21 protein-coding genes are annotated in these 21,762 nt (G+C 71.0%); 14 read left to right on the top strand and 7 right to left on the bottom strand.

Annotation, left to right across the window (positions count from 1 at the left end; genetic code table 11):
• Positions 1 to 239: 239 nt before the first annotated feature.
• The gene (locus IU369_RS21780) at positions 240 to 737 is read left to right on the top strand and encodes a hypothetical protein (RefSeq protein WP_217924545.1); all 498 of its coding nucleotides are present in this window, start codon (positions 240 to 242) and stop codon (positions 735 to 737) included.
• Between the two features lie 502 nt (positions 738 to 1,239).
• Here the strand turns inward: IU369_RS21780 and IU369_RS21775 are convergent.
• Positions 1,240 to 1,488: a DUF4981 domain-containing protein gene (locus IU369_RS21775; RefSeq protein WP_217924544.1), complete on the bottom strand. Its 249-nt coding sequence runs from the start codon at positions 1,486 to 1,488 to the stop codon at positions 1,240 to 1,242.
• Between the two features lie 9 nt (positions 1,489 to 1,497).
• Complete coding sequence (locus IU369_RS21770; RefSeq protein ID WP_217924543.1) at positions 1,498 to 1,701, bottom strand: hypothetical protein; 204 nt, start codon at positions 1,699 to 1,701, stop codon at positions 1,498 to 1,500.
• 270 nt (positions 1,702 to 1,971) lie between these two features.
• Here IU369_RS21770 and IU369_RS21765 point away from each other — a divergent pair, with 270 nt between their 5' ends.
• The 3 genes from IU369_RS21765 (at position 1,972) to IU369_RS21755 (ending at position 4,123) form a co-directional block, all read left to right on the top strand.
• Positions 1,972 to 2,214, top strand: a complete 243-nt coding sequence (locus tag IU369_RS21765; RefSeq protein ID WP_217924542.1) for a hypothetical protein — start codon at positions 1,972 to 1,974, stop codon at positions 2,212 to 2,214.
• 522 nt (positions 2,215 to 2,736) lie between these two features.
• Positions 2,737 to 3,468: a ferritin-like domain-containing protein gene (locus IU369_RS21760; RefSeq protein ID WP_217924541.1), complete on the top strand. Its 732-nt coding sequence runs from the start codon at positions 2,737 to 2,739 to the stop codon at positions 3,466 to 3,468.
• A gap of 85 nt (positions 3,469 to 3,553) precedes the next feature.
• On the top strand, positions 3,554 to 4,123 hold the full coding sequence (locus IU369_RS21755) for a ferritin-like domain-containing protein (RefSeq protein ID WP_217924540.1): 570 nt from the start codon (positions 3,554 to 3,556) through the stop codon (positions 4,121 to 4,123).
• Between the two features lie 902 nt (positions 4,124 to 5,025).
• Here the strand turns inward: IU369_RS21755 and IU369_RS21750 are convergent.
• The gene (locus IU369_RS21750; protein WP_217924539.1) at positions 5,026 to 5,676 is read right to left on the bottom strand and encodes a nitroreductase family protein; all 651 of its coding nucleotides are present in this window, start codon (positions 5,674 to 5,676) and stop codon (positions 5,026 to 5,028) included.
• A 349-nt stretch (positions 5,677 to 6,025) separates the two neighbouring features.
• On the opposite strand from IU369_RS21750, the gene IU369_RS23705 reads away from it, so the two are divergent.
• From IU369_RS23705 to IU369_RS21735, 4 genes are all read left to right on the top strand, one after another.
• Positions 6,026 to 6,151, top strand: coding sequence for a hypothetical protein (locus IU369_RS23705; RefSeq protein WP_281426261.1), 126 nt, complete (start codon positions 6,026 to 6,028; stop codon positions 6,149 to 6,151).
• Between the two features lie 506 nt (positions 6,152 to 6,657).
• On the top strand, positions 6,658 to 7,632 hold the full coding sequence (locus IU369_RS21745; protein WP_217924538.1) for a hypothetical protein: 975 nt from the start codon (positions 6,658 to 6,660) through the stop codon (positions 7,630 to 7,632).
• 68 nt (positions 7,633 to 7,700) lie between these two features.
• Entirely contained in the window at positions 7,701 to 8,513 is an 813-nt protein-coding gene (locus IU369_RS21740; RefSeq protein ID WP_217924537.1) for a ferritin-like domain-containing protein, read from the top strand.
• Between the two features lie 169 nt (positions 8,514 to 8,682).
• Positions 8,683 to 8,973: an STAS domain-containing protein gene (locus IU369_RS21735; RefSeq protein WP_217924536.1), complete on the top strand. Its 291-nt coding sequence runs from the start codon at positions 8,683 to 8,685 to the stop codon at positions 8,971 to 8,973.
• A 138-nt stretch (positions 8,974 to 9,111) separates the two neighbouring features.
• On the opposite strand, the gene IU369_RS21730 is transcribed toward IU369_RS21735, so the two are convergent.
• Positions 9,112 to 10,521 (bottom strand): SpoIIE family protein phosphatase, encoded by a 1,410-nt coding sequence (locus IU369_RS21730; RefSeq protein ID WP_217924535.1) that lies wholly within the window; start codon positions 10,519 to 10,521, stop codon positions 9,112 to 9,114.
• A 416-nt stretch (positions 10,522 to 10,937) separates the two neighbouring features.
• Here IU369_RS21730 and IU369_RS21725 point away from each other — a divergent pair, with 416 nt between their 5' ends.
• The 6 genes from IU369_RS21725 to IU369_RS23910 all read left to right on the top strand — a co-directional run bounded on the left by IU369_RS21725 (position 10,938) and on the right by IU369_RS23910 (position 15,404).
• Positions 10,938 to 11,231: a GlsB/YeaQ/YmgE family stress response membrane protein gene (locus tag IU369_RS21725; protein WP_217924534.1), complete on the top strand. Its 294-nt coding sequence runs from the start codon at positions 10,938 to 10,940 to the stop codon at positions 11,229 to 11,231.
• Between the two features lie 37 nt (positions 11,232 to 11,268).
• Positions 11,269 to 12,087 carry a mechanosensitive ion channel family protein gene (locus tag IU369_RS21720; protein ID WP_217924533.1) on the top strand — a complete coding sequence of 273 codons (819 nt, stop codon included), beginning with the start codon at positions 11,269 to 11,271 and terminating at the stop codon, positions 12,085 to 12,087.
• Positions 12,088 to 12,179: 92 nt separating this feature from the next.
• Entirely contained in the window at positions 12,180 to 12,368 is a 189-nt protein-coding gene (locus IU369_RS21715) for a hypothetical protein (protein ID WP_217924532.1), read from the top strand.
• A 51-nt stretch (positions 12,369 to 12,419) separates the two neighbouring features.
• A complete protein-coding gene (locus IU369_RS21710; RefSeq protein ID WP_217924531.1) occupies positions 12,420 to 12,983 on the top strand; it encodes a hypothetical protein in 564 nt (187 codons plus the stop codon).
• Positions 12,984 to 13,347: 364 nt separating this feature from the next.
• On the top strand, positions 13,348 to 14,028 hold the full coding sequence (locus IU369_RS21705) for a Crp/Fnr family transcriptional regulator (RefSeq protein ID WP_217924530.1): 681 nt from the start codon (positions 13,348 to 13,350) through the stop codon (positions 14,026 to 14,028).
• A 992-nt stretch (positions 14,029 to 15,020) separates the two neighbouring features.
• Positions 15,021 to 15,404, top strand: a complete 384-nt coding sequence (locus IU369_RS23910; RefSeq protein ID WP_425516845.1) for a Sec-independent protein translocase subunit TatA/TatB — start codon at positions 15,021 to 15,023, stop codon at positions 15,402 to 15,404.
• Between the two features lie 373 nt (positions 15,405 to 15,777).
• Here the strand turns inward: IU369_RS23910 and IU369_RS21695 are convergent, their stop codons facing one another.
• From IU369_RS21695 to IU369_RS21685, 3 genes are all read right to left on the bottom strand, one after another.
• Complete coding sequence (locus IU369_RS21695) at positions 15,778 to 18,264, bottom strand: SpoIIE family protein phosphatase (RefSeq protein ID WP_217924528.1); 2,487 nt, start codon at positions 18,262 to 18,264, stop codon at positions 15,778 to 15,780.
• 329 nt (positions 18,265 to 18,593) lie between these two features.
• Positions 18,594 to 19,742, bottom strand: a complete 1,149-nt coding sequence (locus tag IU369_RS21690) for a glutathione-independent formaldehyde dehydrogenase (protein WP_217924527.1) — start codon at positions 19,740 to 19,742, stop codon at positions 18,594 to 18,596.
• A gap of 699 nt (positions 19,743 to 20,441) precedes the next feature.
• Complete coding sequence (locus tag IU369_RS21685) at positions 20,442 to 21,668, bottom strand: ATP-grasp domain-containing protein (RefSeq protein WP_217924526.1); 1,227 nt, start codon at positions 21,666 to 21,668, stop codon at positions 20,442 to 20,444.
• Between the last annotated feature and the right edge of the window lie 94 nt (positions 21,669 to 21,762).

Below are 21,762 nucleotides of genomic sequence, written 5' to 3'. Positions count from 1 at the left end.
CGGCCCTATCGGCATCCCGCACACTCTGCGTATCCGAGAGGGTCACCGGGGACCTGGGTGCCGGGCCCCGGGGAGTGGCGTACATCCGGGCGCGCGATCCTCAGCGCCTGCCGACCCGACGTCGCGCCGATCGCTGCAGCATTCGGCTATACCTCGAGACGGGAGCTCGTCCCGCGGGTCAATGAGCGACCGGTGACCTGGAAGGGAGGGTGGGGATCAGAAGGGTCCGGGCCTCGAAGGTGCTGTTGACCGTTCTGCTTGTCAGTGCGCTCACCGGCTGCGGGGGCGACGAGCCGGATGTCGTCCCGCCAATCGTTTCGGTCCCCCTCGATGGACGTACGCTGTCGCGCGAGCGGCAGATCATCGCCGGGCTGGAGGAGGCCGATCGCGACCTGCGTCGCGCGATCTCTGAGGGCATCGAGACAGTCGAACCGCGTCTGCGTCGTGTGGAGCGGTGCGCGAGCGATGCGTGCCTGTCGGCGTCGATCCTGCCCCTCGCGGAAATCGCCGATCGCGAGCGACGAGGGCTCCAGGAGCGCGTCGACCGTGCCGCCGATGGGTGTCTCGATCGTGCCGGTACCGCGTACGTGTCCGCACTCGACTTCCTGGACTTGGCTGGTGTCTATGCCCGCGAGGGTCGCATCGTCGACACCGCGCGGGTTGCGGAGTTCGCGCGGGACGACCTCCGGCGAGCAATCGCCGCCATCGACCGGTGCGCTGAGGGCCTCGCGGACTGAGGCGAGACGTTGCCCCGTGGTCGCCTCCTGGCGCCGCGCTGTCCCTCTGTGGGCCTGCTTCGGTGCCGGTGAGGGGTGGCGGCTCCGAGAGGACGGGGATCCACGCGTTCGGCGATGGCCTCGCGTGGATGAGGCGGGTTGCGAGGACGCCAGGGGTATCGGCTGCCACGGACGGCGCCGACGCGGCGGGAGGCGACCGGGCGCAACCGACCGCACGTACCCTGGACCTCGGTCACGGGGGACGCCTCGCTCACTCCGGCAGGCAACCAGTCGATGTCCCGACCACCGGGTCGGTCAGAGCCCTCAGCCCGTTCATCTGTTCTGGCGGGACGACCGAGCGAGCCGCTGCTGCCGGTCAGGAAGGCGGACGTCTCAAGGTTGCCGATGTCGACGTCAGGGTGGTGGTCAGTCCCTGACGCTCGTGTCGCGGTTGCCCACGCTTCGGGGATCACGCCCGGTCAAGCGGCGAGGAGATCGCTCCAGCATTGCTCGAACTCGCCCCTTACCCGGCCTCCGGTTCGCTCACGCTAAGCCGAAAGGTCTCACCCGGGGCCAGGTGCGGTGCGTCTGTTCTCCCGGCGGCGAGGATCTGTCCGTCGGCAAGCAAGATGTATCGGCGCGGCACGCACCTCATCTCAGTGAGAAACCTATGGACGACGTCCCAGCCCAGGAAATCTATTCGCCACAGCTGGGTGCCTTCCAGCGGGTCGCCGGCCTGCTCAAGGTCGCCCATGACGATGAGGGTTGACACCTCGTGATCCTATGGGTCCTCGCTTGACCCGCCGAGCGAATCCGTTGCGGCACGGGCGATGCAACGGTAGACGAGCGCCCGTTGGCAGGCGGTGAGGGGCGACAGCCGCACCCACAGTTCTGTCGGGTCGGTGTGGGAGAGGTCCCGCCTGAGGCTCTCGTAGACCGAGAACGCGACGTCCCTCTCCCACACCTCCAGCGGTGGGAAGTCCATCCCCGGCGCCCTCCCTGGCGAGTTCCGCGGCGGGATCCGTCCCGTCGCCCTGCCCGTCTCCTCGTCCGGCATGGAGGGCCCGGAAGGGGAGAGAGGGGCACGGACCTCCCATCGGCGTTCGAGGGGGCCATCTGACGTCCCCACCCCGGCGACGTCGCGCGGGAACCGATCCGAGAGGCCACTGCGTCGGTGGGGCGGACTGTCCTTTTCTGCCCTCGCCCTATCCCTCTGGGTGGCAGCGGGCAGCCGCCCGCGGCGTACCGTGGCGGGATGAACCGATGGGAGCGGATCCTGGGAGAGGAGGCGCCGGATCCGGTTGCGCGCGCCGATGCCCTGCGCCAGCAGGTCGAGGACGCACTCCAAGCCGTTGAAGCCAGTGAGTCGCGTCGGCGGCGGTTCAATCAGTTACCCAGCGAACGGGTGGTCCTCGACGAGGTCGTCCTGGCGGCGACGGCGGACCTCGCCTTCGTGGAGGATCGCGCGTTGGAGCGGGACCGCCGGCGCGGGGGGTAGGCGCGGGATGCGGTGGGTAGGCGAGGGCGGCGCCCCCCGACGATGCGCGTGGCCCGTGGCCGAGGGTCCGCGGTAGTCCCTGCCGGCGGTGTAGCCGCCTCGGCAGGGACCACCCGCCCCCGCGGCGGCAAGCGTGTGGGGCAGACGGAGAACGCGGCCCGGATCCGGTTACCGTGCCCCTCCTACTTCGATAGCGTGTTCGCTGCGGGGTGGATATCACCGCGTAGGCCTCACGCCCGGCGTGAGGACACGCCGCCCCAGACCCCCGGCGGTGTCCTGCACATGGACACGACCACGGGATCCCATTAGGTGATGGCGAGGGGTGCGACCGGTCTCCTAGCGCGACGGGACCGCCGTGATGGCTGACGTCTCAAGGCCCCTCGCCCCGCCTTCCGCCCGTGCTCGATCACGTCCGCACGGCCCATGGACCCCACGGTCCGCAGCCTCGAGAGACGGAGCACGCAGATGGCCACTCGCACTCCCCTGGACACCGATCCGGGTACCGAGAAGGCGGTCGACCGGTTGGCGAACGACCCGGTCGCCCGGCGCAGGTTCCTGAAGATGGTCGGCGGGGCCGGCGCGGCCGGTGCCTTCGGCCTCCTGCTCGCCGCGTGCGGCGATGACGACGACTCCGCCGGTTCGACGTCCACCGCCGCGGCGACGACGGCGGCCGCCCCGGTGGGCGCCCCCCCGGCGAGCTTCGGCGACGGGGACCTCGGCATCGTCAACTACGCGTTGACGCTCGAGCACATCGAGGCGGACTTCTACGCCCAGGTGATCTCCAGCAAGATCTTCGCGGGCACGAAGTACGCCCAGTACGCGGCGACGTTGAAGATGTTCGGCGATCACGAGGCACAGCACGTGGTCGCCCTCCGCGAGGTGGCGAACAGCCTCGGCATGGCGGCGCCGAAGCCGACGACGGACTTCACGGCGGTGTTCGACATGGGCCCCGACGCCGTCGCCGGTCTGGCGGCGAACGTGGAGAACCTCGGCGCGGCCGCGTACCTGGGGCAGGCCGCCAACATCCAGAGCCCGGAGATCCTGGCCGCGGCCCTCGCGATCCACAGCGTCGAGGCCCGGCACGCCGCGGCGCTGAACCTGGTGGTCGGCAACGACTTCGCGGGTGGCCCCGGCGCGGGCGCCGAGGGCGCGGTGCCGGACGCCTACTTCGGGACCCTGCCGGACGGCGCGTTCGCCAACGGGGCGTCGGCTGAGGACGTCCTCGCGCTCGCCTCCCCGTTCATCACCGGCTGATCCCACCCCACCCGATCGGAGTCGCAACATGACCAGTGGATTCACGCTTGCTTCGCCTGAGCTCGAAGGGGTCGAGGTCCGTGGGATGACGCGGAGCGCGTTCGTTCTGCGGGGGGCCCTCGCCGCCGGCGCCGTCTACGGCGCCGGCTTCGTGTCGCCCTTCGTGTCGAGGGCGCTCGCGCAGTCGGAGGCCGGGGACCTGGACATCCTGAACTTCGCCCTCACCCTCGAGTACCTGGAGGCCGCCTTCTACGAGGAGGCCGCCGGCCTGGACCTCGGCGGGGACGTGAAGACGTTCGCGACGCGGTTCGGCGAGGACGAGGCCGCGCACGTGACGGCCCTGACCGAGACGATCACCGCCCTCGGAGGGACGCCGGCGGCGATGCCGGAGTTCAGCTTCCCCATCACCAACCAGAAGACGTTCCTGACGCTCGCGCAGACGCTTGAGGACACCGGGGTGAGCGCCTACAACGGCGCCGGCCCGATGATCCAGAGCGCCGAGGTCCTGGGGGCGGCGGGCTCGATCGTCCAGATCGAGGCGCGCCATGCGGCGATCATCCGCCTCCTGAACGGCGCCCAGCCGGCGCCGAACGCCTTCGACCCGACCCTCACGGTCGAGGAGGTGACGACCGCGATCACCCCCCTGATCGTCTGACGGGGGACCAGCCGAACCTGCCGTGGCACGGCACCGTCGGAGGGCGATCCGCCCCCGACGGTGCCGCGGGTCGCACCCCAAGCCGCCTGCCGGACGACCCCGATCAGTCCTAAGTCACCGCTCGAGATGGGGAGCAGTCCACGGTTGGAGTGGACCGTCCGGCGAACACCTCAGACCGCGCGAACGGGACGGGGTGGAGCGATGTTGACGACCTCGTTCCACCCCGCCCAGAGCCGAGCTCCAACCAAGAGATTCGCGGCTTCCCAGTGATCGTGCCTGGGGTTAGGAGCGGCGGTCCGCCTCGCGCGTCTCCGGCGTCGGGCCGTCGCTGGTGTCCCGGTCCTTCTCAGGCTCCCCGTCTGCTCGCCGGGTCTCAGGGGTCGGCCCCTTACTGAGGTCCTCTTCGTCCTTCCGGATCTTCTCGTCGGACATGTTTCCTCCGCGCTTGAATACCGAGCCCCCATGTTCCCCGGTCCGCTGCGATACGAACCGGCTGCACGTTCGTCCCGTCGCTGCCGACAGCGGCGACGACGGCTTCTTCTCGTCTGTCTGCAGGCAGTGTCGCGCGAGAGGGGCTCACGCGAACTGGCCGCCCGCCCGGGTGGGAAGCGGTGGCTGTCGCCCACGACCTTGGGTCCGTCGATTGGCGTTGGGTTCGCATCGAACGGCGGAGCTCAAACAGATCCTCGTGTTCCGCGCCGAGGCGACTGGCTGCTCGGCGCCCTCTAACGGTTAGACCCCCTGCGGGAGAGTGGCTTACGCTTGCGCGTGCCGCGAAGCGGCCAGCGATTCACAGGCGCCTCGGCGCTCGGCGGACCGGACGTACTGTCGCCCTAACGGTCGCGCCGGGCCGTGCGGGCCCGCACGGCGCGCCGCCCCCCGGGGGGGCGCGCCGTTGTGGATCAGGCCCGCGTGTTGCCGTACGCGTCGTCGTGGACCAGGGCGCGCCACGGGCGGAAGTTGCGCTTCAGCGCCGGGGCGAGGCCGGTCGGGAACGACTCGGGGTAGCCGATCGGGCTGACGATGGCCGGGTCGACCTCCTCGGGGACGCCGAGGATCTCCCGCAGGCGCCCCTTCTCCCACCGCTGGAACGCGGTGATCGGGACGCTGCCGAGCCCGGCCTCGCGCGCCACCAGCATCAGGTTCTCGAAGGCGAACGCCAGCGAGATCAGGTCGTCCTCGTACCCGCCGGGGAAGCCCTCGGGGTAGCCGCGCGGCACGAGCAGCCCGACGACGAAGGCCGGCACCTGCCGGTACGTCGCCATCACGGTCTCGGCGTAGTCGCGCGCCCACGCGGCGTGCTCCTCGTCGCTCGCGTCCTTCTGCGGGCGCATCAGCGCGAAGTACTGGGCGCCACCGGCGATGATCAGCTCGGCGACGGCGAGGCGCTTCTCGGGGTCGCGCACGACGAGCAGGCTCCACGCCTGCTGGCCGCCACCGCTGGGTGCGCGGAGCGCGAGCCGCAGCAGGCGGTCGATCGTCTCGTCATCGACCGGGCGGTCGGTGTAGGTGCGGACCGCGCGTCGCTTGCGGATCGCGTCTGCGAGCTCCATCGACTCCCTCCGGGTGTTCGGGTCGTGTCGCGCCAGTCTGCCGGACGCGGGAGCCGAGCGGAGCGCAGGGGAAGCCGCGGAGCCACGCACCTGAGATTCACGCAGGTGCGCCGGTGAATCTCTTTGGCGCACCTAGGCGATCACGCCCACCGGACCGCCGACGATTCACGCACTTTTGAGTTGTGGCGTCGCGGCAAACGTCGGTCTAGGGTCCGACGGCATCGGGTGTTCCCCCTTGGGGTTGGTGACCGTGGCTCATGGACTGCGACCGGGTGACGAGGTTGAGGTCCTCCGGCGTGTTCACGTCGGGCGGGGCTCGTTGAGGGCCCTCGCGTCAGGGGATGTCGCGATGGTGCGCTTCGTCGACGACGGCGTCTGCGTGGTGCTCGCTCACGGCCTCTATGTGCACCTGCCGATCGACGCGGTCCGGCGGATAGCCTCAACGGGTCGGGCGTCGACGCCGCGGGCGGTTTGACCATCGCGGCGGTCCTTCCGGGGCCCGAGCCGCCTTCTAGATCCAGGGCGGTATAGCGAGGCCCTGACGTACCGACCGGGCGCCCGAGGGTGATGGCACGGATATCGGTGCAGGGGGGGTAGTCAGGGGGCTCGCATTCCCGCCGTCCCCGATCGCGGCAAGTCCACAGCACGCGGCACGCAGCCCCGTCGGGGGGCGCCCGCTTCACGGGAGCCGGAAATCAAGGGCGCCGCGCCGAAATAAAATGGCAAACCAGAGCAAGCGCGCATCTACTTCTTTCCGGCCCTCACGCAACCGCGTTCCTCGTCCGCCTGTGCCGTCGCACCATCCCTCGCGGCTACCGGCGGAGTGGGCCCGCCTGCCAGTGGGTGGCGTTTCTCACTCAGGACCGGTCTAACGGAACGCCGCCGGCTTACGTTCCCGCAGTCGGGTGATCCGCCGGGGCGGGTGCTGCGAACCCCGGTGTGATGCCGCCTCCCCGCCGCAGGTCCGCCCTCCTCCGCGTCGTGCCCCCGGCACTCGCCGGGGCCATCGCGTTGGTCGCCCCGGGGGTGGCCGTCGCCGACATCCCGGTCGCGGTGCCGGAGCGGTTCCTCGGCGGCCCGATCGCCGCCGCGGTCCCCGTGGCGGCCGTGGCGCCGGACGGGCGGCCGTCACCGTCCCCGGTGGCGGTGGGCGACGCGTGCATGGGTGAGAAGCCGAGCGACTGCGCCGACTGGGGCGCCGAGGCGCAGGTCGACCTGCGTGGGGAGCTTCCGGGGCTGGCGCCGCCCCCGGCGGAGGGCACCGACCCGGCGCCGATCGCCCCGGTGGAGGACCCGGCGACCGGCGACCCCGAGCCGGCGGTGGACCTCACGCCCGTCCCGGTGGTCCCGATCGACGAGGACCCCGCGGCGCGGCCGCCGGCGGTCGCCGCCGCGCCGCCGGCCCCGGGGGAGGTGGCGGCCGCGTTCGGCCGTCTGCTGAGCCCCGGTGCGGCGAGCTGGCTCCCGTGGCAGACGCCGACGTTGCGCTGGCGCGCGACGCGGGGGGCCGGTCACTACAACGTGCAGGTCTTCCGCGGCACCCGCCGCGTGCTGAACGCGTGGCCGACGGGCAACCGTCTGCGGGTGCCGGAGGGTGTGCTGCGCCAGGGACGCACCTATGTGTGGGTGGTGTGGCCGGGGGTCGGTCCGCGCTCCGCCCGCCGTTACGGCCCTCCGATCGGCCGTTCGACGTTCGAGTTGACGTTGCGTCCGCGCATCGTCCTGCGGCCCGCGGGCCCGGGACGCACGGGGGTGGTGGCCGAGGTCCGGCCGCACATCCCGTTCGCGACGATCGCCCTCGGGGTGCCGCGGTCGCTGGTGGGACGTGTCCCCGACCGGGTGACCCTGACCGCCCGCGGCCGGTTCACCCTCCCGGTCGCGAAGCGTGCCGGCGAGCGCCTCAGCGCGTGGCTGGTGACCCGCGGTCCGACCCCGCCGCTCGGCCTCCGCGGCTGAGCCATCCAGGGCGCGACCTCTCGCGCCTTTTCCGGGCCGCATCCACGCAACACGACGGAAGGCAAGGAATGTCAGATCCTCTCGACCTCGTCGGGAAGTCCATCGAGGAGCAGCACGCCGGGGAGTCCGCCTCGACGCGCCGCCAGTTCGTCGCAGGTGCCACGGCGACCCTCGGTGGCCTCGGCCTGCTCGCGATCCCGGGCGTGGCCTCGGCCACCAAGGGCAAGCACGGCCGGGTGCGCAACGACCCGCAGACCATCCTGAACGTCGCGGCGACCGCCGAGGTGCTGGCGACGATCGTCAACACCATCGGCTGGGAGCGCGGCCTGGGTGGCGACGACGTGACGCAGGCCAACATCAAGGCCGCGGCGCGTGAGGAGCTCATCCACTACCAGGTGCTGACGAGCAAGGGCGTCGGCGGCCGGCCGGTCACCAAGAAGATCTGGGTGCCGGACGCGGTGTTCGCGAGCCGCGAGGGCCTGCTCAGCACCCTCGAGGTCGGCGACCAGATCTTCATCAACGCCTACCTGATCGGGACGATCGAGTTCGGCAACCGCGGCAGCGGGGCCCTCGCGGCCACGACCGCCGAGTTCATGGGTGCCGAGGCCGTGCACCGGGCGCTCGCCCGCCAGTCGCTGGGCAAGCTCGGCAACGACCGCGTCTTCATGAAGTTCAGTCAGCGCGAGGAGGCGCTGGACGCCCCGAACGTCGGTCAGAAGGGCTTCACCCGGATCGAGACGGCCGTCGCGCAGTTGCAGGCGGCCGGCTTCGGCTTCGGCGCCGAGGGCTCCGCCCCCGGCAGCTTCTACTCGTTCGACGAGGTGTCCAAGCGGACCCCCGACGACCCGGCCATCAACACGCGGGTGCCCGTGGTCAGCTGACCCCGGGTCGGTGGGTGGCGCGCGTCCTGTGGTCGGGGCGCGCGCCCACCCGCCGGCGACCTCAACGGCTTGGGGGTTCGGGTTCCCACGCCGCGCGGGTAGGAACGAACGTCGGTCGACCGGAGTGAGAAGCGATGCGCTTGCAGATCATGGACTGGACGGATGTCGCGTGAGCGCGTCCGCCGTCCGAACCGATGACGGAGTCGTTCTGCTGGTCCTCTCGGGTGACCTCGACATCTGGGGAGCGGCCGATGCCGCGGCGATGCTCGAGTCGGTATCTGCGGAGACCTCGGCCACCGTCCATGTGGATCTACGAGCGGTCGAGGTCATCGACGCCGTCGGTCTTGCCCTGCTCCGGCGAGCGCATCGCAATCTTCACTCGCACGGCGGTCGCCTCGTCGTGGACCGTGCACGCATCGAGCACATCCCGCTCCTTGGGGCGTGTGGCCTGACGCCCTGACGGCGGGCCACACGCGAACAGCCGGACCCCCCGGTTCGTCCTGGTGGTGGCCTTCGCTGGGGCGTCCCCAGGGGGAGGCTCTGCGCCCGAGGGCGCGTCATCCGTCGTCGCCTGGCGGTGTCGACCGACCGTCCGGTCTCAGAGGGACAGGCACACTGCGGTCGCGTCGTCTGCGAGCCCCTCGGGGCTTGAGCGGAGGACTTCGGTGTGGATCTCCCGGACCGTCGCGGATGCAGTCCTCCCGGCTCGCAGCGCCGCCCGGATCAGGCCGTCCACGCCGATGCCCGCCTGCCCGGGGCCTGACCGAACGACGCCGTCGGAGACCATCACGAGGCGATCGCCCACTCCCAGGGTAGACCTGACCTCCTCGGGGTTCGGGCTGGCGCGCCCACCAAGGCCCCGTCCTGCCGGGATGTGGACGCGCTCTGCGGACCCGTCGGCGCGGATGATGACGGGGGGGACGTGGCCGCAGCTCACCATCCTGAGCGTCGACGTCCCCGAGTCCCAGTGAATCGCGAGTGCCGTCATCTCGGCGCGCGGCCCGGGCATCTCACGGAGGGTCTGGTGCATGGCGATCAACGCCTCCGGGACATCGGCGCCGCTTCTTCGGCTCGCGCGGAGTGCGCCGAGCGCGACGGCGCTGCTGGCGGCGGCGACGGTCGATCCCCCGAGCCCATCGGCGAGGGTGATCCACAATCCGTCGGTGTTCTCCACGACATCGAACCAGTCGCCTGCCACGTCGTAACACGGGAGGACGTTGCCGGCGACCTCACCCCCGGAGACCCGCGAGATCCGCGGGGGCAGGAGGCTCTGCTGGATCTCCGCCGCCGCGAGTGGTCGCTTGCGGCGTTGCGCCTGCGCGAAGGCGTCGGTGTAGCGGTCGGCGAGTGTGATCGCGGCGGCGGCCTGTCGCGCCATGTCGAGCAGGGAGTCGGCGGGTTGCCCGAGCGCGATCAGGACACCGATCGCCCGTCCCCTCAACCACAGCGGGAAGATGTGGGTCCCGGGGAACTGTCGCAACCGCTCATGTACCTGTCCGAGTCCGTCGGCATCGAGTTCCGGCCCCACGGCGAGCGGGGTCTCGATCGCGTCCGGTAAGTCATCCGGGCCGGCGACACGCAGCAGGTGCGTCCCGTCGATGTCGAGGACGTAGAGGGCGACGGGTACCTGGGCGACGCGTCGCGCCTCAGCGACGAGCTGACTGGGCAGCTGCGCGGGGGGCACCACGTCGAGCACGTGGATCGGGTCGAGCACCACCGGCCGTGACCGCCCCAGACGCCCGGCGGGCTGGTGCTTGCCCTCGTCCACCGCACGCGGCATGTCGGCGTCGCCGGAGACGGCGCCGAGGACGCCCTCGCGACCCCCGAAGTGCCGGTAAACCGTCGCACGAGACACACCGGCCGCTGCGGCGATCTCCCCGACGGTGACGGCGGTGGACTGGCGGAGGAGTCGCTCGGCGGCGGCGATGATCCGCTCCCGGCTGCGCACCGCGTCGGCGCGGCGCTGGCCCCGCGGGGACTCGGGGTCCGTTTCAGGGATGTCCGGCACTCCTCCAGCTTGCCGCACGACCGGCACCGGTGCACCCGTCGCGGACGATGTGAGACAGCACCGCGTGGGCCCCGTGGCGCATTTCGCGAGATGTCAAGGATCCGCGGTTGGCGGGGTGCCGCGGGGGTAGAGGGGCCCTCCGAACGGTGACGCGACCCGCGCCGCCCCTGGCGAAAGGTACGACGGCATGGGGGATTCCCTGACCCGGTGCGAGGAGGAGCTGCGCGTCGCCTGCGTGTGCGCGGAACGGTGCACTTGGGCACCCGTTTGGAGCTCGACGTGACCGATCCCGCGGACGACTCCAGACCGTCCGACCGCGGAGGTTCGCATGACCTCCTCCACGGCGTGTGCAGGCCCGTTGAACCGGGCAGCGCCGAGGTCCACGCCGTCGGCCACGACGACACGGCGAGCAGTTGATGGGATTCATCGCGTTCGTGGTTCTCGGCCTGCTGGCCGGCCTCATCGCCAAGGCGACCATGCCGGGAAGGGACCCCGGCGGAATCGTCCTGACGATGCTGGTCGGCGTCGCCGGCGCCCTCGCCGGTGGGTTCCTCGCCGGGCTGCTCCTCGATGCGGACCCGATCGATGAGTTCTTCGACCTCTCCACCTGGATCACCGCCATCGTCGGCGCGTTGATCCTGCTGATCCTCTACCGCGTCGTCACCGGCCGGCAGAACACACCCGACCCTCGCAGCCGGCACCACCGGTGAGGGCTGGGGAGACGACAACAACGGAAGGAAGTCTTGAATGATCCTCGCACTCGACATCGGCGACAGCTTCCAGAACTTCTCCGATGAGCTGTTCACCTGGTTGCCGCGTCTGATCGGCGCGCTGGTGATCCTCCTCATCTTCTATGTGGTGGCAAAGATCGTCCGCAAGGTCATCGCCAAGGCGCTGTCCTCCGCGGGCATCGACCGGGCCGTGCGGTCGGGCAAGTACGGTGAATACGTCACCCAGTACGCATCGGGGTTCACCCCGAGCGCGGTGATCGCGTCGATCGCGTTCTGGTTCGTGTTCCTGACCGGTGTCCTGCTGGCCATCTCGACGCTCGGCATCGAGGCCCTCAACAACGCCGTCGCCGCGGTAGTGGCGTACCTGCCCAACGTCGTCGCCGCGATCATCATCCTCGTCGTCGCGATCGCGATCGCCGGCATCGTCGGCGGCGCCATCGCGAAGCTGATGGGCGACACGGCCCTCGGCAAGATCGCCGCGAGCATCGTTCCGGTGCTCGTGCTGACCGTCGCCGTCTTCATGGCGCTGGTGCAGCTCGAGATCGCCACCCAGATCGTCGTCGGCATGTTCTACATCGTGCTCGGCGGCATCGTCCTCGCCGCGGCACTCGCCTTCGGCCTCGGCGGTCGCAACGCCGCGCAGCGGCTGCTCGACGGGGCCTACGAGAAGGGGCAGCAGGCGATGCCGCAGGCCAAGGAGGAGCTCGCGCTCGCCAAGGACCGAGCCGCCGAGCGCAAGGACGAGGCCCAGGAGAAGGTGGATCAGAAGCGGTCCGAGGGGGAGGGCGGCACCACGGGCCCTGGCCCCGGCGCCGTCTCGGGCTCCACCCACTGAGCGCCTGAACCACTGTCCGCTCCCTTCCGGAGACGGGCCTGACAGCCGCCCGGCCCGCGAGGGCCGGGCGGCGCGACCAAGAGGTGCACGACATGAAGATCCCCAAGGACCAGATCATCGAGCTGTTGCAGGGGCGGGGCGACGGCGATCGCGCCGAGCTGGCACGGGGCGAACTCCCGGATGAGGTCGACACGGACCGCGACGCTGGACTCCTCGCCAAGTTCGGAGTCGACCCGAAGGACCTACTCGGCGGGTTCGGCGGCAAGATCCCAAGCCTCTGATCGAACCCCGCTACGACGCGCGAACCGCGAAACCAGGATCAGGAGGATTCAATGGCGACACGCGCACCCGGTGACGGACCCTCCGAGCCGCCGCGTCGGCGCCGCCGTGGCCTTGGCTGGCTGGCGGCCCTTGTCGCGCTGCTCGTCATCGGCGGCGTCGCGATCGCTGTCGTCGCAACGGGGGATGACGACTCCATATCGGGGACGGTGGACAGCAGCATCGATGCCGTCACGAACGCCGGCGACGAGGCACGCGACACGGTCACTGAGGCCGGTGACGACGCCGTCGAGAACGGCGGGGGCGCGGTCGACACCGCAACCGAGGCCGCCGACGAGGCGGTGGACGCGGCGACCGATGCGACCGACGACGCTGTGGACACAACGACCGACGCCGCCGATGAGGCGACCGATGGCGGCAGCGGAGGCGGATCCTCGATCGTCGAGGACGACCCCGTGCTCAAGCGCCTCGCCCGCGGCCGCGAGTTGCCTTTCACGGTCGGGCCATGGGCGAGGATGTCCTACCGGGACACCGTCTACAGCCGCCTCCGTCCCGCGACCCGTGAGTACGCCACCAGGATCCGCCAGGGGCAGGGGTACGCCATCCAGTTCGACTGAGTGACGCACATGCCGACAACGGGCCACGAGGCCGGCAGGCTGACGCCACCGCCTGGTGCCGTCCCTGAGGGCCGTCGGCTCCCAATGCGTCGTCGTGTTCAGTCAAGCGCCGTAAGAGCTTCTGTCACCTGGCGCGCACGGGGTTTGTGATGTACCTGGGCAAAGCGGCCTGCCCGGCGTTAGAGAGCGCCGGGCCCAGGGCGCGGTGCGGGCGAGGCGGGTGGGCCTCGTCTGCACGCCCTGCGGGTGGGTGAGCACCAGGCCGATGAGATGACGGCACTCAACCGGCCGAGGCGAGCGGGAAGCCCAGGCGCCTGCCGTGTCTGATGGGTGCACGCGCCCAGCAGCTACCGTATGGCCCTCCGTGTCCGACCTCTCCACGATCGACCTGTTCGCCGGGCTCGACGACGAGGTGCTGGCGGCCGCGGTCGACGGGCTCCGCGCCGTGCGGATCGCGGCGGGCGGGGAGCTGGACGTCGCCGCGACCGGGGCGCTCTGCTGCGTCGTCGGCGACGGGCGCCTCGCGCTCGCGGTGATCGCGCCCGAGGAGCGGGAGCGCACCATCGGGATGCTGGAGCAGGGCGACCTGCTCGTGCGGCCCCTGGAGCCGTGGGCCGCCTCCGCGCCGCAGGTGCGCTGCTTCGCGATCGAGGACTCCACCGTCCACCTGGTGGACCGCGCCCGCATGGAGGCCTGGATGACCGACCCGGCGCTCGCCGCGAACATGGTCCGCCTGCTGAGCGCCCAGATCGCCGAGCGCGAGCTGGCCGTGGCGATCGCCCTGGAGCCGCGGGTGGAGCGCCGCCTGCTGCTGAAGCTGCGCCAGCTCGCCGAGCGGTGGGGCCGCGTGACGCCCGACGGCATCCGCCTGGACCTGCGGCTCACCCACCAGGAGCTGGCGAACATGGTCGGCGCGGTCCGCGAGTCGGTGACGATCGCGCTCGGCCGGCTGGCGGAGTCCGGGGAGATCGAGGTGCGCAACCGCACCCTGATCATCCGGCCCCCGGATCAGGACCCCGGCGGGGACGGCCCCGGGGGCCGCTGACCGTCGGGTGCGCGCCGCAGGGTGCGGACCCCCACGCCGACCGCGTGCCGCGCCGGCGGGTTGGCCGGCTCGAGCTCCATCGCCGCCCGCGGGGCGCGCGGGGGCGGCCGGTGCGCGGGCCACGGGGTCGTCGCCGAAGTATCGACGAGGCCTCGACGAAATCGCGAGGGCAGTCCGCCGCCCCGACGATGATCCGGCCGGGTCGCTGAGTCGGAACGGGGGGCCCCGCGACGCTCGCGACGACTGCGCACTGCTCGCGGTCCACTACCGCGGTGCTCCCCCCGCCTCTGCGATGGATTGGGCGGCGGCTGGTGTGGACGTCCGGGCCGGCTCGATGGCGCTGGGTCGCTCCGGTTTCTGGGGACGTGCGGTGGGTAGGTTGGAGGCGCGCCGGCGAGGGCAAGCCGCCGGATGCCGTGGTCGAGCGGCGGCACCCGGGCCACAACCAGGTGTCGTCGCTCCCCGCACGTACCGCTATGGAGCAGGTCGCGTCACGGGACACATTGGCGAGCCGAAGAGCTGGCGACGCCCCTTGAGTTCCCTGCGGTAGCCCGCCGCGGTCAAGCCCCCCGCCGACGGACACCGACCTCGGAGTTCCCGATCCGGGAAATCTCCCTCGCGGGGCCTCCCTCCGGGTCCCGTATTGGATCCACCTCTGAGCGAGCGGGAAACGGCAGGGGAGGAGGACTGGATGAAGTAGTCCGAGTGCGGCTCGGTTGCCGGTTTGGAGAAGGACCCGGTGGGCGAGCGCCGGAGTCTTGGCGAGGGGTATTGAGCGGCATCCGGCCGACTGGCGGCCGGCGGTCACGGGAGACGGACGTGGAGAGTCACACCTTCAACTTGGATACGGTCGACCGAGATGGCGCGGTGGCGGCGCCCTGTTGGCCCTCCCGAGCGTCGCGGTCGCCCAAGGGAGCCGCGGCGCGGCGAGGGGGCTGGCTTGGGCGGTCAGCCAGGCCCGCGGGACCCGTCCCGGTGAACCGGTCTTTGGCGTGCTACGAACAAACGATAGGACGCGACTTCCTGAGTGGGTCTGTCGTCTTGTCCCGTGGCTCTCGACGAAGCTCCGTCCGCGTCACAACCGAAAGGGCATTTCGGTGGTCAACATCTCCCCGGTTCAGATCATGATCGTAGTCGTGATCGCCCTCCTGGTCTTCGGACCGTCCCGCCTCCCTGGGATCGCACGCACCGTGGGACGCGAGATACGGGAGCTCAAGGGATCTCTGACTACCGAGCAGGTTGCCGAAAGCGCCCCGGTTGCAGAGAGCCCCCCGGTTGCAGACAAGCCTGGAAGCAGCGATCGGCCGCAGACGGCCCTCGGGGCGTCAGCCCAGGCCCCTGCGCGCTCCACGGAGACTCACGACGCATTAGGCTGAGCTCGCGGTGGGCCCCCCTGACGCCCGACGGCATCGTCTGGGCGAGTTGCGAACGCGGAAGGCGCTCCACCCGCGGCTTGAGGGCTCGGCGAGCTGGCGCAGCTTCAGCAGCGCGATCGCTGCGGCCAGCTCCCGCTCGGCGTCCGCCTTTGTTTCCCGATAACGCGGCGCTCCCTTCCCACCTGAGGAACCGGCCTCCCCTGAAGCTCTGCGGCTGCTCGTTGGCGTTGGTGGGCGTCAGGCCGCCGTGATGAACCACCATCGCCACAGGCGGTTTGGGAGGCCGGCGGCTGGGATACATCTTCGGGCTGTGAGATCGACGCCGACGGGGATCAGCCCTACGCGTTCGTCTCCTCGGAGCGCCGTCAGGGAACTACGAAGGGCTCACGGAGATGACCAGGAGGGCGAGATCGTCGGCTATCCGACCGTTCCCGAAGGAGTGGCAAGCCGATTCGATGCGCTCGGCGAGGTCGGCGGCAGACGCCCAGGAGGCCGTGCGAAGGAGGTGAATGAGGCGCTCCGTGCCGAAGAACTCGCCTGACGGAGAGCGGGACTCGGTGACACCGTCGCTGTAGAGGACGAGGCAGTCGCCTGCGGCGAGCGCGAAGTCCGTTTCTTCGAACTCCGCACCCGGGAAGACGCCGACCAGCGTCCCCGGCGGTGCGAGTGCCTCGACCCGTCTGTCGGAGCGGACGACCAGTGAGGGCGTGTGGCCACCTCGTCCGATCCTGGCGCGGAGGCCGGTGGTGTCGTGGTGCATCCAGACGCACGCCATCGTGAGGAAGCGACCGTCGCCACGTTGGGAGATGATCGCCTGATTCACGCGCGACAGGACCTCCGCCGGGCCGGGGGCGTCGGCTTCGGCGCGCACGGTGTAGCGCGCCAGGGCCGTGAGGGAGGCGGCCTCGGGGCCTTTCCCGCAGACGTCGCCGAGCACGGCCGCCCATCCCGAGTCGCCAGGCAGGGCGAAGAGGTCATAGAAATCGCCTCCAACCTCGACGCCCTCACCCGCCGCGCGGAACCGTGCGGCGACGTCCACCCCCGGGATGGTGGGGAGTCTGGATGGAAGGAGGCTGTTCTGAAGGGTCGTCGCGATGTGCTGCGCCCGCTGGTAGAGCAGTACGTTGTCGATCGCCAACCCGGCGCGGCCCGCGACGTCCTGGGCGAACGACAGGTCCTCCGCGTCGAAGTGACGCCCGGATTCCGAGCTGGCGAGGGACAGGACACCCAACGTGCGGCCGCGGGCTGTGATCGGGACCGTCATCGCTGAGATGAGCCCCAGCCCCTTGACCAGGGAACGCAGCTCCTCGTCGGGGATGGCCGCATCGACCAGGGCATCCGTGATTACGGGGGTGAACTCCGGCAGCCCGGTGCGGAGCACCGCCGCCGCCCCTGTCTCGTCCGACGGCTGGGCAGGGAAGCGAGTCACGAGATCCTCGACGAGGGCGATCCGGGCGGGATCCTTATGGGCTACAGCCACCGTGTCGATGGAGTCGTGGGCGGGGAGGCTGACGCTGCACCAGTCCGCGAGTCGTGGAACAGCGAGTCTCGTCAGTGCGGCGAGGGTTGCGCGGGCGTCGAGTGAGCTCGTCAGCAGCACCCCTGCCTCGGCGAGGAAATGCTGGCGTTCGGCGTCGCGGCGCTCGTTGTCGTAGAGGCGGGCTCGATCAAGGGTCTGCGCAGACAGGTCGGTCACGGCCCTCAGGAAGGCACGGTCCGCCTCACCGAACCTCTGGGCGTCGGGGTAACTCAGCGTGAGGCCACCGATCGGCCGGCCTTCCACGCACAGCGGAAGCGACGCGACTGCCTCGTGTCCGGTATCGCGGTGGAATCGCTCGAGGTCGGGGTAGCGGGCGACGACCGCCGCGGAGTCGCTCATGAAGATCGGGCCCTCCCGGATGCAGTCAGGGGCGGGAAGCGCCGCGTTCAAGGGGTATTCCCCGAAGGCGCCGACGATCTCCTCCGGGTAACCCGCGAGGCCAACGGTCCTGAGCGAGTCCCCCCCCGGGCTGACCATTGCGACGGAGCCGGCGGATGCCCCTGTGGCAACGAGGCCCTGTTCGAGGACGACTTGGGCGACGTCGGAGACCGTCGGGGCGACCGCGAGGGCTGCGGTCAGTTCCTGGAGGACCGCGGTCCGTGCCTCCGCCCGGTCGGCGGCGGCGCGTTCGCCTTCGAGGTCGCCGAGCAGGCGAGCCGCCCCGCGGGGGACGACGGCTGTGACCACCCCGACGAGCAAGAGGGCGCACCCACCCACTGTGACCAGCAGCAGCGTCAGGAGATTCGAGCGTGAGTCCTGCGCCGCTTTCGCGTCGCGGACGAACTCCTCCGTGTCGGCCACCATCTCATCCGCCGTCGTCCGGAACCGTGCGGCGAGGGCGACCCCGATGACGAGGCGCTGAGCGGCTGCGTCGGCGCGGCCCGAGGCTACCAACGCACTCTGGTCATCGAAATAGGACTGCAGCAGCCTGATCTGGGGACGCACACGCTCCACCAGGGCAGCCAGGTCGGGGTGGCCGGCGAGGTGACCGGAGATGTAGCGCAGCTCCGATTGCGTCGCCTGCCGACCCTCCTGGGCGTTGACCAGTTCCCCTGGATCGCCCGAGATGATGTAGCCGCGGACGCCGCTCTGCTCCTCGACGACACCGAGTACGAGCCGGTCGACGCTTGCCTGCAGCGGGATCGCGTCCTCGACGAAGCGGTTCGTCGCCTCCCTGTTGATCTGGCGAGAGACCAGGACCCCGGCCGTGACGACGACGGCGACGAGGCAGGTGATGACGATGAGGACGGTGAGGAGGCGCTGACGGGCCGTCCGGATGCGCTCGACGCCGGCCGGATCGGGTCCCTCGAGGCTACTCACGCATCAAGTATCGCCCACCGTCCACACCGGCGAGAGTTTCCATCGCCACGGCCCTCGCCTGCGCGCCCTCGATCAACGGTGGGATACCGGCTGCCGGTTGAACCAGCAAAGCGTCCTATGCGGGGAGGGGCCTCGCAAGCGTTCCACTGGGAATGTGGAGCCCGGTAGCGGCGGGTGGGTCCGGCCGGTCGAGGTGGATCTCCTCGGGAAGCACTGCCGCGTCACCGTGGGGACTATGCCCTGTTGGGGGCGCGACCCCGGTGGCCGGCGTCCTGGGAAACCGCGCCGAGCACCAGTGGCCTCGGCGCGGTTCCCTCGGCGATCCTGAATCAGGTGGTCGCCCCGTCGGGATGCAGGATGACTTTCGTCCAACCGTCATCGCGGGCGTCGAAGTGGGCGTACGCACCGGGCGCCTCATCGAGGTGGAGGTGGTGGCTGACGATCCACGACGGCGTAGCCCTGCCGGCGTGGATGAGGTCGCGGAGCTGGCGGTTGTACTGCTTCACGTTCGCCTGCCCGGTGCCCATCCTCTGTCCCTTGGTGAAGAACTGGCCGAAGTCGAACGCGATCTGCCCCTTCTGCATCAACTCGTCCTCCGCCTTCGGGTCCTCGGGGACGAAGACGCCGACGACGCCGATCCCTCCCGTCGCACGAACCGACGCCACCAGGTCGTTCATCGTGGCGTTCGGGACTTCGTGGCCCTGGGGGTCGTGGGCCTGCCAGCCGACCGCCTCAACGCCGCATGCGGCGCCTTCGCCGCGGGTCAGCTCCAGGATCTTCTCGACGTGCTCGCCATCGGTGTCGTCGATCGCCGTCACACCGATCTCCTCGGCCAGCTTCAGACGATCCTTCTGGCGATCGACCAACATGATCTGCTCCGCGCCCTTGACCTTGGCGGACAATGCGGCCATCAGACCGACGGGGCCGCCGCCGAAGATGACGACCGAATCGCCCGGCGCGACCCCGGCGAGCTCGGTGCCGTGCCATCCGGTGGGCCAGATGTCCGACAGGAGCGCGTAGTCAGCTTCCTTCTCGCGTGCGTCCTCTGGGAGCTTCAGGCAGTTGAAGTCCCCAAACGGGACGCGCAGCAGTTCGGCTTGGCCGCCTTCGTACGGACCCATCATCGGGTAGCCGTATGCGCCCCCCGCCATGCCGGGGTTGACGCTGAGGCAGAAACCGGTGAGGCCGCGTTCGCAGTTGCGGCAGAAGCCGCAGCCGATGTTGAACGGCAGGCAGACCATGTCGCCGACCTTTACCTTCACCACGCCCGGGCCTACCTCGATCACTTCACCGAGGTTCTCGTGGCCGATGATCCGGCCGTCCTCCATGTCGGTGCGGCCCTCGTAGATGTGGAGGTCCGAACCGCAGATGTTGGTGCTCGTGACCTTGACCAGGACATCGTTGGCGGCTTCGATCCGGGCGTCCGGGACGTCCTTGACGACGACGTCGCGCGCACCGTTGTAGACGAGGGCCTTCACGCCGCCACCTCCGACCAAGAGACGGCAGCGGGCGAGTCTGCGGATCGCCGACTCCCCCCAACCATTGATTCATCGGGGAAGGGGCCGGCCGAGTGAAGCCGGGTCCCGCGAACGCGAACGCGCGGAGAAGCGTCCCCGTGCGGTCCGGCGGCGGCAGCGTCCATCGACATGTCTACTCCAAGTCCTCGGGCGTGGCGTTCGATCGAGGTTGCCTCCTCGACCCTGCTGGACATTCAGAATTTCCTTGGTGTCGTTCCGCGAAACCAGAAAGAGGGCGGCGCCGGCTTCGACGCGAGGCACGTCACGGGTTCTCGCCGTCCGCCTCGGCGTCGAACGGGCCGGCTGATGCGCGCCCGTCTTGATGGGCGGCCTCGCCCGCACGTCGATCGGATAGGCGTCGCCTGCGGGCTCCGACCTAGCCGCCCGAGGCGCGTTGGTGGTCTCGCCGACTTCGGTCATGGTGACCTCGTGCCATCAGCCTGCCGCTACCCGGGCGGTTGAAGTCCGAAGCAGACGGTGTGCACCGACGGGCCCGGGGAGTCCGTCGGGTGGGCGCGGCGCAGTCTCTGGAGTCGTTTCAGGGCGGACGACTGTCTCCAGCGGGGTCGGCGAGATCCGGGGCGAGCTCGCGGGCGGTCGGCACTCGCCGCGCCACCTCACCCTGCAGGAGTGGCTGGCCGGGGGGTCCTCGGGGGCGGCCTAGAGGCGGAGGGCCCGCAGGCCACGCCGCAGGAGCGCCGCCACCCGGTCGAACGCCCACTGGGGGTCGCGGAGCGGCGGGTCGAGCTGGTGGTCGCGGGCGACGGCGGCGCGGGCGATGCGCCCCGCAAGGGCCCGTGGCGCGTCGCCGATCCGCCCGGCGAGGGCGTCGCGCAGCGCGGACCGCTCCCCCTCGAGGGGGACGTAGGTGATGGACCGCATCCGGGCGCCGACGGGCAGGACCATCCTCCCGAGGGCGGCCTCCACGCCGAGGCGCGGCAGGTCGAAGCCGGCGGAGACGGACGCGCCGACGGACGCCGCGAGGCGCAGGTTGATGTCGTGGAACCAGTAGCGGCCGTCGCGCTCCAGCAGGTTCATGCAGCACGGGCCGACGTAGCCGGCGACGTCGAGCAGGCGCGCGGCGTGGCGTTCCAGGTCGGGCGGGATCGGGACGACGGTCGAGACGGAGCTGGTGCCGACGATCCGCGGATAGGTGGTCTCGACCCGGGCCGCGACCATGCCGACGGTGCCCGTGGCGTCGCGCACGCAGTGGAGGACCCAGGGGCGGCCGATGATCTGCTCCTGCACGACGGCGTCGAGGCCGGAGACGCGCAGGTGGGCGATGGCGGCGTCGCGCTCCTCGACGGTGCGCACGGCGACGACGGGGGCGGCGGCGGCGTCCGAGAGGGAGGTGCGCGGCTTGACGATCGACGGCAGGTCCGGCCAGGGGCCGGCGGGGCCGTCGATGCCGACCTCGACGCTCGCGGGGTGGTCGGCGCCCGCGAGGGCGGCGGTGTCGGCGAGCTCGAGCTTGTCGCAGAGCATGCGGAACTGGCGGGCGTCGGGGCCGGCCACCACCGTGCGCGTCAGGCCGAGGGGGTTCTCGGCGAGCAGGCGCACGACGTCCTCGTCGAGCGGCAGGATCACGTCGACGCCCTCGAGGAGGCAGGTCTCCCGCACCCAGGCCAGGAACGCGGGCGGGTCGGCGACGGCCGGCGGGTACCAGCGGGGCGACAGGACGGTGGTGGAGCGCCCGCCCGGGTCGTCGCGCGGGTGCGCCGCGATCACCCGGTGGCCGGCGGCGCGCAGGCTGCGCACGGCCCAGGGGCCGGGCCGGTGTCCGCACCACAACACCAGCACCGTCCCCGGGGGCCCGGTGGCCGCACCCGCCACGGTCGCGGGCCGGGTGGCCGCGCGGGCGTTGGGGATCAGTGGGAGGAGGGGCATGCGGTCGGGATCGTCACTCGGGCGCCGAGCCTATAGCGACAGGGCGGTGACCCAGAGTGGGGCGCGTTCCGCGGACGCTTCTGGAGGAGCGGAG

Origin of the sequence: Miltoncostaea oceani (genome assembly GCF_018141545.1) — a bacterium.
Classification (GTDB): Bacteria; Actinomycetota; Thermoleophilia; order Miltoncostaeales; family Miltoncostaeaceae; genus Miltoncostaea; species Miltoncostaea oceani.
The sequence above is the reverse complement of the archived record's forward strand: the minus strand, read 5'-3'. Positions and strand labels throughout refer to the sequence as shown.